General features: G+C 38.7%; 16 protein-coding genes and 1 tRNA gene. 13 read left to right on the top strand and 4 right to left on the bottom strand.

Going from position 1 to position 17,098, the window contains the following annotated elements; translation table 11 throughout:
* Positions 1–389 precede the first annotated feature (389 nt).
* From QYB95_RS15705 to tsaD, 6 genes are all read left to right on the top strand, one after another.
* Positions 390–465, top strand: a tRNA-Asp gene (locus tag QYB95_RS15705).
* Positions 466–925: 460 nt separating this feature from the next.
* The gene (locus QYB95_RS15700) at positions 926–1,282 is read left to right on the top strand and encodes a hypothetical protein (RefSeq protein ID WP_301139316.1); all 357 of its coding nucleotides are present in this window, start codon (positions 926–928) and stop codon (positions 1,280–1,282) included.
* Positions 1,283–1,441: 159 nt separating this feature from the next.
* The gene (gene tsaE / locus QYB95_RS15695; protein WP_301139315.1) at positions 1,442–1,891 is read left to right on the top strand and encodes a tRNA (adenosine(37)-N6)-threonylcarbamoyltransferase complex ATPase subunit type 1 TsaE; all 450 of its coding nucleotides are present in this window, start codon (positions 1,442–1,444) and stop codon (positions 1,889–1,891) included.
* Complete coding sequence (gene tsaB / locus QYB95_RS15690) at positions 1,891–2,592, top strand: tRNA (adenosine(37)-N6)-threonylcarbamoyltransferase complex dimerization subunit type 1 TsaB (protein ID WP_301139314.1); 702 nt, start codon at positions 1,891–1,893, stop codon at positions 2,590–2,592. Before tsaE ends, tsaB begins: the two co-directional genes overlap by 1 nt.
* 3 nt (positions 2,593–2,595) lie before the next feature.
* Positions 2,596–3,045 carry a ribosomal protein S18-alanine N-acetyltransferase gene (rimI, locus tag QYB95_RS15685; protein WP_301139313.1) on the top strand — a complete coding sequence of 150 codons (450 nt, stop codon included), beginning with the start codon at positions 2,596–2,598 and terminating at the stop codon, positions 3,043–3,045.
* Positions 3,038–4,054 carry a tRNA (adenosine(37)-N6)-threonylcarbamoyltransferase complex transferase subunit TsaD gene (gene tsaD / locus QYB95_RS15680; protein WP_301139312.1) on the top strand — a complete coding sequence of 339 codons (1,017 nt, stop codon included), beginning with the start codon at positions 3,038–3,040 and terminating at the stop codon, positions 4,052–4,054. The genes rimI and tsaD overlap by 8 nt, the downstream gene beginning before the upstream one ends.
* A gap of 451 nt (positions 4,055–4,505) precedes the next feature.
* Here the strand turns inward: tsaD and QYB95_RS15675 are convergent, their stop codons facing one another.
* Complete coding sequence (locus tag QYB95_RS15675; protein ID WP_301139311.1) at positions 4,506–6,467, bottom strand: ABC transporter ATP-binding protein; 1,962 nt, start codon at positions 6,465–6,467, stop codon at positions 4,506–4,508.
* A gap of 258 nt (positions 6,468–6,725) precedes the next feature.
* On the opposite strand from QYB95_RS15675, the gene QYB95_RS15670 reads away from it, so the two are divergent.
* The 3 genes from QYB95_RS15670 (at position 6,726) to tatC (ending at position 8,510) form a co-directional block, all read left to right on the top strand.
* Positions 6,726–7,358, top strand: coding sequence for a redox-sensing transcriptional repressor Rex (locus QYB95_RS15670; RefSeq protein WP_301139310.1), 633 nt, complete (start codon positions 6,726–6,728; stop codon positions 7,356–7,358).
* Between the two features lie 86 nt (positions 7,359–7,444).
* On the top strand, positions 7,445–7,663 hold the full coding sequence (locus QYB95_RS15665; RefSeq protein WP_425609214.1) for a twin-arginine translocase TatA/TatE family subunit: 219 nt from the start codon (positions 7,445–7,447) through the stop codon (positions 7,661–7,663).
* Between the two features lie 19 nt (positions 7,664–7,682).
* A complete protein-coding gene (tatC, locus tag QYB95_RS15660; protein ID WP_301139308.1) occupies positions 7,683–8,510 on the top strand; it encodes a twin-arginine translocase subunit TatC in 828 nt (275 codons plus the stop codon).
* 88 nt (positions 8,511–8,598) lie between these two features.
* On the opposite strand, the gene QYB95_RS15655 is transcribed toward tatC, so the two are convergent.
* A complete protein-coding gene (locus QYB95_RS15655; RefSeq protein WP_301139307.1) occupies positions 8,599–9,309 on the bottom strand; it encodes a CPBP family intramembrane glutamic endopeptidase in 711 nt (236 codons plus the stop codon).
* Between the two features lie 297 nt (positions 9,310–9,606).
* Between QYB95_RS15655 and groES the strand changes: the two genes are divergently transcribed.
* Positions 9,607–9,891 (top strand): co-chaperone GroES, encoded by a 285-nt coding sequence (groES, locus tag QYB95_RS15650; protein WP_301139306.1) that lies wholly within the window; start codon positions 9,607–9,609, stop codon positions 9,889–9,891.
* Positions 9,892–9,999: 108 nt separating this feature from the next.
* Entirely contained in the window at positions 10,000–11,625 is a 1,626-nt protein-coding gene (gene groL, locus QYB95_RS15645) for a chaperonin GroEL (RefSeq protein ID WP_301139305.1), read from the top strand.
* A gap of 664 nt (positions 11,626–12,289) precedes the next feature.
* Here the strand turns inward: groL and QYB95_RS15640 are convergent.
* Positions 12,290–12,649: a winged helix-turn-helix transcriptional regulator gene (locus QYB95_RS15640; protein ID WP_301139304.1), complete on the bottom strand. Its 360-nt coding sequence runs from the start codon at positions 12,647–12,649 to the stop codon at positions 12,290–12,292.
* A 226-nt stretch (positions 12,650–12,875) separates the two neighbouring features.
* On the opposite strand from QYB95_RS15640, the gene fdhA reads away from it, so the two are divergent.
* Both fdhA and QYB95_RS15630 read left to right on the top strand, forming a co-directional pair.
* A complete protein-coding gene (fdhA, locus tag QYB95_RS15635; RefSeq protein ID WP_301139303.1) occupies positions 12,876–14,093 on the top strand; it encodes a formaldehyde dehydrogenase, glutathione-independent in 1,218 nt (405 codons plus the stop codon).
* 33 nt (positions 14,094–14,126) lie between these two features.
* Entirely contained in the window at positions 14,127–14,546 is a 420-nt protein-coding gene (locus QYB95_RS15630; protein ID WP_301139302.1) for a GlcG/HbpS family heme-binding protein, read from the top strand.
* Positions 14,547–14,791: 245 nt separating this feature from the next.
* Here the strand turns inward: QYB95_RS15630 and QYB95_RS15625 are convergent, their stop codons facing one another.
* Positions 14,792–17,017 carry a phosphatase PAP2 family protein gene (locus QYB95_RS15625; RefSeq protein ID WP_301139301.1) on the bottom strand — a complete coding sequence of 742 codons (2,226 nt, stop codon included), beginning with the start codon at positions 17,015–17,017 and terminating at the stop codon, positions 14,792–14,794.
* Positions 17,018–17,098 lie beyond the last annotated feature (81 nt).

Raw genomic sequence — 17,098 nt, 5'->3', positions numbered from 1 at the left:
ATCAGTGGTTTTTTTATTGTAGAAAAAGCCATAGAACTGAAGGTTAAAGATACCGCGCTTTGCGACTAGCGTCGATAGTAGATGAGTAGGGTGACTTCTTGGACATCACATGATCCAAATGGTTGTAAAAACAGCTTCATTCCCCCCATTCGATACCGTTATCCTTTTGAATCGTAGCAATCCCCATCGATTATACTTACTAAATTTCTTATTGGATAAGCAACAGGAACAGAGATAGAATACTAAACAGCAAACAATATCAAGACGTATATATTTTATTTAGTGTAGTTAACCATACGTCAATTAGTGACTATTAATCTACTTAATAAAATTAAATAATAATTGTAAAAACATCTAAATAATGATATTCTTATATAAGAAAATAAATGGGTCCCGTGGTGTAGCGGTTAACATGCCTGCCTGTCACGCAGGAGATCGCCGGTTCGATCCCGGTCGGGACCGCCATATTAGAATGTATATACGCTCATGTAAAGCAATGCTTTATATGAGCTTTTTTCTATTTCCTATTTTTTCCCTATACTATTGGTAGCAATCGCCCTAGTATTAGCGCCTAAATACCTTGTATATCCATTCAGTGAGGGTTCGACCAACCGGTAGCTATACCTCTAATGGTTGTTGTTAACAATCGATGGGTTTCCCTTTGCGTTCTTCCATTCCAATTGATTTCACTACTGCTAGCCAGCTCAAAATCTGTGCAAGGTTGATCGCGGTAATTTGCCCATCAGACTTGCTGTCTTGCCGAAAGGTGACCAGAGAAACCCTCTATAGCAATCTGGGCTCCAAAATTGGATATATGATAGTAACCATTCACTTTGAAACTAAAACTCTCTTTTTTCATTAATATCACATGATGACGCTTGCACATAAATATAGTGGTAGTAAGTCTTTTCTCGAGGTGATATTAATGAATAAAACACGATTCAGAAGAAATTTGATAGCCCTGATAGTGATTATTATAGCTGCTATTATTGTTCTTCTTTCAAAATGGTATTATGAAGTAAATAAATATCACGATATTGCAGACATGAATTCATTTCGCTGGCAAATGAATATGAATATAGAAGAGTTCACAGAACTTGAAAAAGGGATGTCGTATCTAGAGGTAGTAGAGGTCGCTAAAGGAGAAGGAGAGCCTGTGAATGATGGGGTATATATTTGGAAAGATGAATTATTGTTAACTCAAGTTTATGAAATACACTTTCAGGATGGGAACCTAAAAGAGAAAAGGATAGTTGAAAAGCGCGGTAACTCAACGCGATGATTCACATATAGAAAATATTGCACGATTATTTTGAGGTTCGCCATTATCCATCATTCGAAGAATTATGCTTTTATTTTAGAATAACAAGGTATAGACTTTGAACATTTATCGCTGTTTAGGTAAACTTATTGTAATGTGATTGTGAGAGGATAGTTAAAAATGATATTTGAAATGGAAGTTATGTCCTTAGAAGAAACACAAAGCTTAGCTCATAGATTGGCTCAAGTTTTGGAAGCTCAAGACACGATTACGCTTGAAGGCGATTTGGGGGCAGGGAAAACGACATTTACACAGGCGCTTGCTAAGGGTCTAGGCATTACAAGAACAGTAAATAGCCCGACCTTTACGATCATGAAGCAATACGAGGGAAGACTGCCCTTTAACCATTTAGATGTTTACCGATTAGCTGATAGCGATGAGGATCTTGGATGGGAAGAAATCTTTTATGGGGATGCAGTAACTGTTGTTGAGTGGGCGCATTTAATAGAAGAGGATTTACCGGATGAACGGTTGGCAATTGAAATTTACCGAAGCGGTAATGATAAAAGAAAGTTTGTATTCAAGCCAATCGGTAAGCGATATGAAGAGTTGTGTGAGGAGTTATTTTAATGATTTGGTTAGGAATTGAAACATCGAATTCACCTCTATCCATAGCCATTGTAAAAGATGGACAAATTGTGGAGGAGATTGTACAAAATGAAAAACTGACGCATTCCGTTACAGTGATGCCAACTATAGAAGAACTTTTCCGGAAAGCTAACTTAAATCCAGCAGATTTGGATGCAATTGCTGTCTCAGAAGGACCAGGTTCCTATACAGGATTGCGTATCGGTGTAACAATTGCAAAGACATTAGCTTGGACATTAAAAAAACCACTTGTCGGGGTTTCGAGTCTCCAGGTTTTAGCAGCCAATGGCCAAGGGTTTGCTGGTGTCATCTGCTCACTATTTGATGCTAGAAGACAAAATGTATATGCGGCAGCCTACGATGGTGAAACAATGCAACCAGTGATCCAGGACCATCATAATTCCATCGGAGGCTTATTGGAGCAACTACAGCTATTAAATACGCCTGTATTATTTATAGGTCTTGATGCAGTTAATTTTAAGGAAGTGATTACTGCTCAATTGGGTAATCAAGCGATATTTGCTTCTACATCCCTTGCATTGCCAAGGGGCTCCAAGCTGATTGAATTAGCACAAAAACAATCATTGCCAAGTGTAGAAGAAGTTCACAACTTTGTTCCAAAATATCATCGTATAACAGAAGCAGAAGCAAATTGGATTAAGGATCAGAAAAAGGGGCAATAAAAAATGGTACATTATCGTAAAATGACCCCGGAAGATGTAGAGGCTGTTCATCAAATTGAGCTAGCATCCTTTCCAACACCTTGGACATTGGATTCATTCCATTATGAAATGAGAGAAAATAATTTTGCTTATTATATTGTGGCTGAAAATGATGAGGGCAGGATTATTGGCTTTTGTGGAATGTGGCTAGTCATAGATTCGGCTCAAATTACCAATGTCGCTGTTCATGAAGCAGCAAGAGGGCTTGGTATTGGTGAAGGATTGATGAAAGAAGCAATGCGCATTGCCAGAACACGGGATGTGGATGTTATGAGTTTAGAGGTACGTGTTTCGAATTTTGTAGCGCAAAATCTTTATAGAAAATTAGGGTTTCAAGATGGTGGAATCCGTAAAGGATATTATACAGATAATCAAGAAGATGCTCTTGTAATGTGGGTGAATTTAAATGAATGATCAATATATATTAGCAATTGAGACAAGCTGTGATGAAACTGCTGCTGCTATTATTCTCAATGGCAGGGAAATCATCTCCAATGTCGTAGCTTCCCAAATTGAAAGCCAAAAGCGTTTTGGAGGAGTAGTTCCAGAAGTGGCTTCAAGACACCATGTTGAACAAATTACAATGATAATAGAAGAGACGCTGGAAAAAGCGAATATGCAGCCTTCTGAGTTAACAGCAGTTGCCGTTACTGAAGGGCCTGGATTAGTTGGAGCGTTACTAATAGGCATTAATGCTGCCAAGGCCTTTGCCTTTGCACATAGCTTGCCTCTAATTCCAGTACACCATATTGCCGGTCATATTTATGCAAATGAGTTAGTGGAACCGATGCAATTTCCGTTATTAGCTCTTGTTGTATCGGGTGGGCATACAGAATTGGTATTCATGAAAGAGCACGGGAGCTTTGAAGTAATCGGGGAAACGCGGGACGATGCAGCGGGTGAAGCCTATGACAAAGTGGCTCGTGTTCTAAATATGCCATATCCAGGTGGGCCACATATTGACCGTCTTGCACATGAAGCAGAAGAAGGAGTAGAATTCCCTCGTGCTTGGTTGGAGGAGAATTCATATGATTTCAGCTTTAGTGGATTAAAATCAGCGGTTATTAATTATAAGCATAATATGGATCAACGAGGGGAAGAAATTGATCCTCAAAAGGTAGCAAAAGGTTTCCAGGATAGTGTAGTAGAAGTATTAACAACAAAAACGTTGCGTGCTGCCCGACAATACCAAGTGAAGCAAGTAATTGCTGCAGGCGGAGTATCTGCAAATAAAGGACTAAGAACAAGTTTGGAACAAGCATTTGAAGAAGCGAAGATCTCTTTCGTTGTTCCGCCTTTAAAGCTATGTACGGATAATGCTGCAATGATAGGGGCGGCCGCTGCCCATATGTATAACGCAGGAGTTCGTGGGAATCTTGCCATGAATGGACTTCCAGGCAAGGAATTAAAAAGTTGGATATAGAATATATTAGCTGTTTCAAAGTAATTTGAAATAGCTTTTATTTTTTTAATAAAATAAATCATTCTACTCTATGCAAGTTTCTCTTTGAGTTATTAAGTTATACACCTTTTGTAGAATTTTTCTGAAAACTTATCCACAGATTAAGAATATTTTTTTAAAATTGTCAAGGCGAACATCCGTACTTATGCACAAAATGTGTATAACTTGGGGATAACCTGTGGCAAAACTATATATAGTGGTTTTTTTTACACAGTAGATTGTGGATTAATAAATTTAAAACTGTGGATAATGTGGAAAAGTATGTTGATATGTTGAAAATACTAAATTGTTCTTGTGAATAAATTTGTGGAAATTTTTTATCGAAATTTGTCTATTGACCAAGATATATGTAAATTATTAAGTAATAATAAAAATACCATGGACATAGTCACATGGTATTTTTAAGGTTAATCTATTGAGATGCAATAATATTCTCAAGCTCATCATTTAACTCAAGCCATTGCAATTCAAGTTCATCGTGTTCTGTTTTTATTAAATCAAGTTCCGACTGATACTTCATTACTTCTTCGTGGTTCTTGAAGATTTCCGGTTCACAAAGCTTGGCTTCAATATTTGAAATTTGTGCACTTAACTCAATCATCTTCTTTTCCACTTCTTCAACGGTACGACGGATTTGCCGTTCACGTTTTTTGGCATCCTTGTCGATTTGGGAGGTGGAGGCTTTGGATGGTGATGCAGTCTCTGTTATTTTTAAAGAGGCTTTTTGGGCTGCTGCTTTCATTTCCGCCAATTCTTCGAGTTCTTGTTTTTTCTCAAGATAATAATCATAATCACCTAAGTATTCAAATGAACCAGTTCCGGATAATTCGACAACCTTCGTAGCAATGCGGTTAATGAAATAACGGTCATGGGATACGAATAATAAGGTACCGGGATAGTCGATAAGTGCATTTTCCAGAACTTCCTTACTATCCAAGTCAAGATGGTTTGTCGGCTCATCCAATACGAGTAAATTTGCCTTCTGCATCATAAGCTTGGCGAGGGCAATACGAGCTTTTTCCCCACCGGACAATGAATTGATGGGCTTTGCGACGTCATCTCCACTAAATAGGAAGCTTCCCAAAATCGTACGAATATCCTTCTCATTCAATAATGGCCATTCATCCCATAATTCCTGAAGAACAGATTTGTTGCCAGTCAACTTTGCTTGTTCTTGATCATAGTAACCGATTTGAACATTTGCGCCGTAGCGAATATCTCCCGATTGGATTGGCAGATCTTTGACGATTGTTTTGAGCAGCGTTGATTTCCCGACACCATTGGGACCAACAAGAGCAATCCGATCTTCGCGGAACATCCGCAAATTAATATTCTTGGATATGCTTTTTCCTTCATAGCCTATCATTAAATCATCAACGGAAAGGACATCATTTCCGCTTTGGCGTTCGATCGTAAAGCCGAAATTTGCAGAACGCTCATCGCCATCAGGTGAATCCATCCACTCTGTTCGTTCAAGAACCTTCCTGCGGCTCTGGGCCATTTTTGTTGTCGAAGCGCGCGCTATATTCTTTTGAATAAATGCCTCAAGTTTAGCCTTTTCATCCTGTTGGCGTTCGAACATTTTTAAATCTCGCTCATAATTCTTCGCCTTTTCATCTAAATAAGCACTATAGTTTCCAACATATTTTGTCACATGTGTTCTTGAGACCTCGTAAACAATCGACACAACTTGGTCCAGGAAGTAACGGTCATGGGAGACGATCAAAATTGCCCCTTCATACCCCTTCAGATAGCCCTCAAGCCAGCTCAATGTTTCAATATCAAGGTGGTTGGTAGGCTCGTCCAGTATTAATAGATCTGGTTTACTAAGCAATAGCTTTGCCAATGCCAGTCGCGTGCGCTGTCCACCGGAAAGGGAGAGAATGGGCTTTTCGTAATCGTCCGGAAAAAACTGCATGCCGTGAAGCACCGAACGAGTATCTGCTTCATATTGATACCCGCCAGCATCCTTGAAGTCATGTTGTAGTTGGTCGTATTCCGCCATTACTCTTGCATAGTTTTCGGAGTTTTCGTAAACGGCTGGATCAGCCATCCGTTGTTCAAGGGAACGCAATTTTTTCTCCTGGCTTCGCAGTGAGTCGAATATTGTCATCATTTCGTCCCAGATCGATAAATTAGATTCGAGGCCTGCATGCTGCTCGAGATAGCCAATTTTTACGTCCTTTGGGATAATAATTTCCCCGGAATCATACGACATTTGGCCGGCGATTATTTTAAGTAATGTCGATTTCCCTGCACCGTTGCGACCTACCAAGGCAACTCGATCTCTATGTTGAACTTCTAATTTTACTCCGCTAAGTATTTCATCCGTCACAAAAGATTTATATAATTGATTAACTTGTAAGACAATCATTTTAACACCTCAGTTCTATCATTAGTGTAATAGATGAAGAATCCTTGCGCAATGTGGATGCTTTACTTATTTGTGCATGTTTAGTAAGATGAAAACGATTTTGAATTATATAAATTTCACAAGCGTTTTATCGAACCTGCACAAAGGAATTTTGAGTTCCGAGAGATAAGGCTAGTAAAATTGGAGATATAGGCTATAATCACTTATACAGAAAAAATAAAAACAGTCAGTTTGGGAAATAGATCGGGGGATAATTGTGTGAAGCAAGACATGAAAATTCCTCAAGCAACTACCAAAAGACTTCCACTCTATTACCGCTTTTTGCAAAATTTCGCCAATGAAGGAAAGAGGAGGATTTCTTCGCAAGAATTGAGTGAAGCAATGAAAATTGATTCTGCAACAATTCGAAGAGACTTTTCTTATTTTGGCGCTCTTGGCAAAAAGGGATATGGATATGATGTTCTTTACTTGCTTGAGTTTTTTAGACAAACACTTGATCAAGATGAAGGAGCGAATGTGGCCTTAATCGGTGTAGGGAACTTAGGAAACGCCTTTTTAAAATACAATTTCCAAAAGAACCACAATACGAGGATTGTTGTTGCATTTGACTCGAAAGCACCGCGCGATGGTATGGAAGTTAATGGGATACCCGTTTACCATCCAGATCGTCTAGAGGAAATGTATCATGAATATAACGCGGAATTAGCCATCTTAACGGTATCTTCGCGATCCGCACAAAACGTAGCGGACCGGTTGGTTGCGATTGATGCAAAAGGGATATTGAACTTTACACCGGTACGGTTAAATGTACCAGATTCCTTAAAGATGATGAATATCGATTTATCTGTCGAACTAGAGGCATTAATCTACTTGATTCGAAACAGTGATTGACACAAAGTCTTAAAATTTATCCATTAGCAAATTGCGACAAGATGAGATAAAATGTACATATAATAGAGGAGGTGGCTACAATGGTTATGCATTTAAATGCAATTTCACCATTTGCCGTAGTTATTATTTGTGTAGTAGCCCTATTAGTTTTTGGACCAAAAAAACTGCCGGAGTTAGGCAGAGCGATGGGTACAACTTTGCGTGAGTTCAAAAAGGGAACTAGTGGGTTATTAGATGACGAAGACGAAAAGAAAAAGAGCGCTAATGTCATCGAACAAAAAGACCTAGAAAAAGAAAACAAGTAAGCTAAGGATGTCTATCTCAATGAATCCAAAAGATCTCACTGTTATTGAACATATAGAAGAATTAAGAAAGCGCTTATTCATATGTGCAATTTTCTTTATTCTTTCCTTAATTGTGAGCTTTTATTTTGCAAAGCCGATTATCAAATATATTCAGTATAGCGAACAAGCAGAGCAATTGACTTTAAACGCTTTCAATGTAGGTGATCCACTTACTGTTTATTTGGAAGTTACATTTATAGTGGCGCTGATCATTACATCGCCCATTCTTTTATATCAGCTTTGGGCGTTTATCACACCCGGGCTGCATGAAGCCGAAAGAAAAGCAACGTTAAAATACATTCCGTATGCATTTTTATTATTCGTTGTTGGACTGGCATTTGGCTATTATATTTTATTCCCAAACGTCATGAACTTCATGATGCAATTATCAGATGATCTTGATATTCAACAAACAATTGGGATTAATGAATATTTTGGATTCTTATTTAAATTGGTCGTTCCATTCGGCATCATCTTCGAATTGCCAGTGGTAATGCTTTTCTTGGCACGGTTGGGAATCTTGAATCCTCAGCTTATGGTGAAGCTGCGCAAGTATTCTTACTTTGTTTTATTCGTACTCGCTGTATTGGTAGCGCCGCCCGATATTATTTCCTATATTTTGATTTCAATTCCATTGTTCGTTTTATATGAGATCAGTATAGTGATTGCGCGGATAGGTTATAAAAAATACCAAGTGGCCGAAGAAAAGCGTTTGCAGGAAGAGAAGGAAATCGCAGAGAGAATACAGGTAGAAGACTTACTGGCTGAACAGCGCCGTCAAATTGAGGAAATGAATAATCGACAATAATTTTAAAGCCTATTTTCAAAGATGAATTCTTTTGAAAATAGGCTTTTTGTTATGATAAGAATTTATCCAGGTTAGACATTAATCAAAACTATTGAAATAAGTGGGCGTTCATTTGGACAATAGTTACAAAACCGTTCAACATCATATGAGCGATAATCGATGTTAGTAATCGACGTGTCTTATAATATAAAAACGCAAAGATAAACCCGCTGATGGTATATAAAATGATGTGTGTAAAATCAAGGTGTATCAGGGCAAAAATGATAGAACTGATAATTCCTGCAACCCAGAAACTTTGTGTTTGAACAATAGAACCAAACACTACGCGCCGGAAAACAAGTTCTTCTAATATTGGTCCCAGAATAACTGTAGCGAGTATCATGATCGGGGCAACTTCTGTTAAAAGAATAATTGTTTCCGTATTCTCGGAGCCTTGTTGAATGCCAAGCCCGGTCTCAATGATGGCCCCGATCGTCTGTCCAAGAAAAACTAGGAAAAAACCTATAATCCCCCAACCGATTGCAACAGGAATTGAAGATTTTTCTCCCTTAAATATATTCCAGAAGTTCTTATTTTTAGAGATTAAGAATATACAAACTAAGAATGCAATTGCAAATGAGATTGTGGACCACCATCCAGCCAGCGCAATTTCTTCATTTCCATCTTGTGAAAAAAATTGCAGGAAGAATGACTTAATAGGTTGAATTCTTAATAGAAAGCCAGATAATTGCATGACTATGTAAGTGATTAAAACATAGAAGGCAGTTTTTTGAGTTTGAATTTTTGTAGAAGTGCTCAATAGAATATTTCCCTCTTTCTAAATCTAGTGTGAAAAACTTTGTGAGTCCCCGATTGCGCTTAAAAATTAAATTAAACGTATATCCGGAAAAGTAAGTAGATAAACTATCACCGGTAAGTTTTAGTTATGATACTCTATGCTTCTATTGTAGATGAATGTGGAGAGAAAACAAAATTTTTTAGGCTTCTGGCTTGCAAATGGAAAAGTAATTCATTATTATAATAATTGTGTTAGCACTCCTAAGTAGAGAGTGCTAATAAAATTATATAAATTATAACTTGTAGGAGGTTGTTTCACTTGTTAAGACCATTAGGTGATCGTATCATTATCGAACTAGTTGAGGTGGAAGAAATTACAGCATCAGGTCTTGTACTTCCAGATTCAGCAAAAGAAAAACCACAAGAAGGTAATGTAGTTGCTGTGGGAACTGGTCGTGTACTAGATAACGGCACACGCGTCGAGCTTGATGTGAAAGAAGGGAATCGCATCATCTTCTCTAAATACTCAGGCACAGAAGTGAAATATGAAGGCAAAGAATATTTAATCCTTCGCGAAAGTGATGTATTGGCTATTATCGGCTAATAATTTGAAAGTTAATCTTAAGCAAAAAGGGCGCCATACATAACCTTTACGGCGCTCACATGCTACTTTTGATTTTGAATAGAATAATAAAATTTGGAGGTAGGCAAAATGGCAAAAGATATTAAATTCTCTGAAGAAGCTCGTTCTTTAATGCTTCAAGGTGTTGATAAATTAGCAAACGCAGTAAAAGTAACATTAGGACCAAAAGGGCGTAATGTTGTATTAGAAAAGAAATTTGGTTCTCCATTAATTACAAATGATGGTGTAACAATCGCAAAAGAAATCGAACTTGACAATCCATACGAAAACATGGGTGCAAAATTAGTAGCCGAGGTTGCTTCTAAAACGAATGAAATCGCTGGTGACGGTACTACTACTGCAACAGTATTAGCACAAGCAATGATTCGTGAAGGACTTAAAAATGTAACTGCTGGAGCTAATCCTGTCGGAATCCGTAAAGGGATGGACAAAGCGGTTGCTGCTGCATTAGAAGAATTACAAGCGATTTCTCGTCCGGTAGAAAACAAGGAAGCAATTGCTCAAGTTGCTGCAATTTCTGCTGCTGATGAAGAAGTTGGTGATTTCATCGCAGACGCAATGGAGCGCGTTGGTACTGACGGTGTAATCACAATTGAAGAATCTAAAGGGTTCACTACTGAATTGGATGTTGTAGAAGGTATGCAATTCGACCGCGGATATGTATCTCACTACATGGTAACGGATACTGACAAAATGGAAGCAGTATTAGACAACCCTTATATCTTAATAACAGATAAAAAGATTTCAAACATTCAAGAAATCTTGCCATTACTTGAACAAGTTATTCAACAAAGCCGTCCGCTATTAATCATTGCAGAAGATGTTGAAGGGGAAGCACTTACAACATTAATCCTGAATAAATTACGCGGTACATTCAACGTAGTAGCTGTTAAAGCTCCTGGATTCGGTGACCGTCGTAAAGCAATGCTAGAAGATATCGCTGTGTTGACTGGTGGTCAAGTAATCACTTCCGAGCTTGGCTTAGATTTAAAAACAGCTGATGTAACAACATTAGGCCGCGCTGGTAAAGTTGTTGTGTCTAAAGACAATACTACAATCGTTGAAGGTGCTGGTAATGCCGATGAAATCGAAGTTCGCGTTAACCAAATCCGTTCTCAAATTGTTGAAACTACTTCTGAGTTCGATAAAGAGAAATTACAAGAACGCCTTGCTAAATTAGCTGGCGGTGTGGCAGTAATCAAAGTTGGTGCTGCAACTGAAACTGAACTAAAAGAACGTAAATTACGTATCGAAGACGCATTGAACTCGACACGTGCTGCTGTTGAAGAAGGTATTGTATCAGGTGGTGGTACAGCGCTTCTAAATGTATACGGTGCTGTAGAAAAAGCTCTTGATACAGTAGAAGGTGACGTAGCGACTGGTGTACGTATCGTATTACGTGCTCTTGAAGAACCAGTACGTCAAATTGCAAACAACGCTGGTCTTGAAGGTTCAATCATCGTGGACCGTTTAAAACGCGAAGAAATTGGCGTAGGCTTCAACGCTGCTAACGGCGAATGGGTAAACATGATCGAAGCGGGTGTTGTTGACCCAGCGAAAGTTACTCGTTCAGCATTACAAAACGCTGCATCTGTAGCTGCTCTATTCTTAACAACAGAAGCAGTAGTAGCAGACGTTCCTGACACAAATACTCCGGCAATCCCAGATATGGGCGGAATGGGCGGCATGATGTAACTTCCACACGGATGTGGTGGCTTAGGCTTTGCAACAGGACGTTGCGTTCTTTGCCTAAGTTCCTTCGCGCACGAAGTTGGTCATGCGGACGTTGCCGCAGAGGCTTACACGATGTAAGTCATATCAGCATTGCCACAGGACGTGGCGGTATTGCTGATAAGTGGCGGGTTTAGTCCGCGTTCCTTAAAATTACTTGTTATTATTGGGTTTGTATGTAAGATGAAAGTGATTTGCTAACATTTTGCTAACATAGAGGATTTTAATTGAAGCTTCTCATTAGTTGTGAAAACTTTTGGGAAGCTTCTTTTTTCATTTCTTTTGTTACGTGGAGATAATCTTTAGTGGAAGAACCAGGGGCTTTCTTAAGCCCCCTATAGGTTTCTTCTAAGCCTGTTTCTCTTTCTCTAGTTTTAGCCGTCAAATCACTTCAGAGTTTGCTCACAGGGCTTGTCTGTTGATTATATAATGGTTTATTCACGTCATTTTAATGTTTCGTGCTTACCGTTTCTTAGCTGCTAGTGAAGTTTTAGTTTCTTCAACAATTCGACCGATTATAATTCGTAACTACTAGCTGGTACTGCTAGAACGATTTCGGGCTTACTAACTGGCATAGCCTATAAAACTATAAAACTTAGAAACCGTAAGAAATCTTCCGGTGATCATCTTACTTATTGAAGGATTTTAAATTTTGCTTGCCCCACTCATACATCATTAAAACAATTGGCATCAAGCTTTGACCTAGTTCTGTCAATGAATATTCTACTCGTGGAGGAACTTCCGGGAATACTCTCCTTTGAATAATGCCATCTTCCTCTAACTCTCTAACTTGGGTTGTTAATACCTTATGCGTGATTTTTGGAAATAAGTGTTTAATTTCACTAAAACGTAATGTCCCATCTGTGCCTAGATAGTAAATAATCGTAATTTTCCATTTGCCGCTAATGATGGATAAGGTTAATTCCTTTTCACAATTAAATTCACCATTCTCAATTTTCTTTCTAACTTCCCTTCGTAAATCGTTCATCAAATACTTCTGCCCCCTTTTAATCAAAAAGTATCCTTTAAGTAACTTTCTCACAAAAAAGTGCGTTCTTCCAAAGAAAGGAACTATTTTTTAGAATAAATTTAAGATAGAGAATATTTAGAATATTAACCTTCATAAAATGGAGTAAGCAACTTGAGATAACTCTATCAATTTGGGATGAAAAGAACTACGTAATTTAGGTAAGAAAAATGGAGGGGGAAAAAGAATGACAGGAAACAGAGCCGTAGTTTACAGGGGGACAGGACAAGTAGCTGTTGAAGATATTGGCTACCCGGACCTAATCTTAAGAGATGGACCAGGAGTAAATCCTTTAAATGTTGGTCGTAAGTGTGACCATGGCGTAATTCTTAAGGTTGTTACAACGAATATTTGTGGAAGTGACCAACATATGGTTCGGGGTCGGACAACTGCTCCTTCAGGGCTTGTTCTAGGTCATGAGATTACGGGTGAAGTCATTGAAGTAGGACGAGATGTCGAATTCATCAAAAAAGGGGATCTTGTATCCGTACCATTTAATATTGCTTGTGGCCGTTGCCGCAGTTGCAAAGAACAGCATACACATATTTGCGAAAATGTTAATCCAGATCGCCCTGGTTCTGCTTACGGCTACGTAGACATGGGTGGATGGGTAGGTGGGCAATCCGAGTATGTAATGGTTCCCTATGCAGACTTCCAGTTGCTGAAATTTCCAGATAAGGATCAGGCCCTGGAAAAAATCCTTGATCTAACAATGCTTTCTGATATATTCCCAACAGGTTATCACGGTGCGGTAAGTGCCGGTGTGAAGCCTGGTGCTACTGTATATGTAGCTGGAGCTGGACCAGTAGGTTTGGCTGCAGCCCATTCTGCCCAACTTTTAGGGGCCTCCGTTGTTATCGTTGGTGACCTAAATAGTGAGCGACTTGCACAGGCTAGGAGCTTCGGTTGTGAAACGGTAAATCTTAGCGAACATCCTAATCTCGGAGAGCAGATTGAACAGATTCTAGGAGTTCCAGAGGTCGATTGTGCGATTGACTGTGTTGGTTTTGAAGCACATGGACATGGTAAAGGAACAGGTGAAGCTCCAGCTACTGTTTTAAACTCCATAATGGAAGTTACCCGTGCTGGAGGGCGACTTGGTATTCCAGGTCTATATGTTACAGGTGATCCTGGTGCGGTAGATGAGGATGCGAAAATCGGTACTTTAAAAGTTCGTTTGGGGCTTGGATGGGCTAAGGCCCATACTTTCGTAACTGGACAAACACCGGTTATGAAATACCACCGTGACTTAATGATGGCTATCCTGAGTGGCAGAGCTCAAATTGCGAAAGCTGTAAATGCAACACCGATTTCCTTGGATCAAGCACCGGCTGCATATGCTGAATTTGATCAAGGGGCTTCCAAGAAGTTTGTCATTGATCCTCATGGAATTTTAACTAAATAAGATAGGCAATTTAAAATTAGGAGGTCCAATATTATGAGTAACATTACATTAGAGTTGGCCAAAGAAATCATTTCAGGTGCTGAAGAAGAAGCAAAGAAAATTGGAGTTTCCATGGTTATTTCAATCGTTGATGAGGGTGGAAATATGATTGCTACCCACCGCATGGATGATGCCTGGTTAGCAAGCATTGACATTGCCCAAAATAAGGCTTGGACATCAGTTGCGTTAAAAATGCCTACTTCAAACCTAGCGCAAGCAACGGTTCCTGCAGCTGAACTTTATGGTTTGAATACAACAAATAATGGACGTCTTGTCGTTTTCGGTGGTGGAATTCCTCTTATCAGTAATGGAAAAGTGATAGGGGCTGTGGGAGTTAGCGGCAGTACGGTTGCTCATGATGTTCAAGTTGCAGAGGCTGCTGTGAAAGCGTTTAATAATAAGTTATATGTTTGATAGAAACAAGTTTGAGTGAACTTTTTAGTATATATTTATTCGGGGAGAGTCAGTAGATTTTTACTGGCTCTCATCATTTTAATAAGAAGCTGAAACATACTGCCTCAGGACGCTTTAAATGCACGGGGCAGATAAAGTATTGTAATGATGTAATTTAAAGAAACAGACGTAATGGATGAGTTCCGACGCACGAAAAAACTGCCGACCATAGTCGGCAGTTTAGATTATCGAATTACCAATTGCTATTATTTAGCTTTGATATGTGCAACGACACTATTATTTCTATAAGTGACAGTTACCTTATAACCATCAGCAGTTACATTATCGAATTTACCTATCACCTTGTCGGCAGTCATTAAAGTAATGTTTGTAGCCTTTTCTCTTTTATAATTAGAAAGATCCAGATTCAGGTTTCCACCATCAAGATATAAAAGTCCCTCAACATTTAGTTGACTGTAGTCATTTTCCATTGCAATATCTAGGTTTCCAGCTTCCATTGTTAAATTGCCTTTTAAATCTAAAGATCCATCTACATTAACTAACAATGTACCGTTTTCTACATAAAGATCGCCTTCACCAAAAGCAGTCCTAGAAGTAGCTTCCAACGTTCCGCCTTGCAGCAATGTGCCTCCTGAGTAACTATTATTTCCTGTTAATGTAAGCGTTCCTGTCCCTTGCTTGGTAAGCATACCTTTGCCGGTAATATCATTTCTCCACCAATCATGTGCATGAAATCTTCCTTTTGAAGCATCCATATCCACGGTTACGTTGCTTAAAAACGCACCATATCCATCAGATGCTGTTACCAAATCAAGTCTTCCCCAACCATTTGATTCATCTATCAATGGGTAGCCTGACTCAATCTCTGTAGTATACAGTACTTCTCTACGTTGCTTATCTGTTAAATAAGGCTGACGAGTTTCCAATAAAACTTCTGCCCCTTTAGGTACTACAGGGTCTAAACCTTTTATCCCTGTTTGAGGTAATCCGTAAGTAAGTTTTTCTCTATAGAAAGCTTTATTTGCTTCATGATTTTCCCACTTTTCTTCATCGTACGCACTTTCAAACTTATAAGCCTCTGTTACCGTATGTGCGTATTCGTATAAGCTCATATTTTTTGATTCAGCTACTTCACCGAATACTTCTCCAGCATTTTCATAAGCCTTATCCAATACCTCTTTATTTTCTGCAAGGTTGTATGCATAGGCAGTCATTGCTGTAGATTGTATTCTTGCTCCTATAACATCAAGTGGAGAATGCATTCCGGTCACTATTCTATTTTCTCCCATTTGAGCTGCTCTTGTTAAAAATTCAGCATATCTTTCCGGTGTTGCATATGCAAATCCGAATGTTGACAAATAAGCTGCACTTGTATGCCCACTTGGAAAAGCTCCGTCTTTACCTCTTCCGTCTTCTGCTTTTCTTTTGACATATTCCAACGCAGGAATTACTTCCACATTCGATTCATATTGTTGGTAATGTCTTTCTCCGGTTTCTTTTTTGCCACCTGAAGGTAATTCTTCTACTGTACTTCTACCGCTGCCGAGGGTTTCCCAAACAGGCAACCCATTCTTATCAACCACTTCTTTCACTTCTCCATTTGAATTCATTCTGTACGGTCTTGGAGAAGAGAAAAAGTATTTGGAAGGATTTGACGAAGAAGGATTCCTAAATCTAATTAAATGTACTAAATCCATTGCATCTGAGAGTTCAGAGTCCTTCCATTGTCCCATTCCTTGGCTCTGGTCTTCAACAGTTGTTTCTTCCAATACTATATTCATGTCCTCCGTTGTTCTAACAACACTTGTGACCGGTTTAACGATATCAACGTAGGTATTAGCCAAAGGCCCAAAAGCTTCTATCATGCTATATATCTTATCTCTTTGATCATCGTAATAGGCCGCTAATGCCTCTTCGTCAGTTCTGTTTTTAGTAACCTCTTCCACATATTTTATATTGGTTTTCCAAGTCTCTGAATCTCTGATTTCTTCGTTGGCATATGTCTTTTTATCTGCTACTACTTTTGTCTTATCATTTTTATATCCATCAAAATAAACTGTAGGTCCGTCACCATAATTGGCAACCTCACCAATTGCACCAGGTTTAGTTAACGCTGATCCGTCTCTCCAATCTGGTTGATTTAAAGACCATATTTGATCAAAACCATCTAAAATACTAATAAAAGGATTAGTTGCAGCTACATTCTTTAAGATAGAATCATTGGCATTTCCACCATTATCCACTGCCGATAAAGTTTTATCAACTTGAGGAGCATCTGTATTTACTTCTCCAGTAGTCCCTTGTGGTTTTTGAGGCTTTGAAAACTTATCACCTTTAAAAGTGTTATTTGATGTAACAACTGATTCTGTTAGAGAACCGTGAGGATAACTGGAAGCCTGAACAGGAAGTGTTGAAGATGCCATCGTTATCGTTGCAAGTAGTATTATTGAATTTTTTTTCACAAATTTCATATCTTTTGTGTTTCTCCTTATTTTCTCAAATGTTTTATTTAATCTCTAAAAAGATATTAAGAGATTGAATACTCTTTAACC

The organism is Ureibacillus aquaedulcis, from assembly GCF_030418165.1.
In the GTDB taxonomy this organism is placed as follows: Bacteria; Bacillota; Bacilli; order Bacillales_A; family Planococcaceae; genus Ureibacillus; species Ureibacillus aquaedulcis.
The sequence above is the reverse complement of the archived record's forward strand: the minus strand, read 5'-3'. Positions and strand labels throughout refer to the sequence as shown.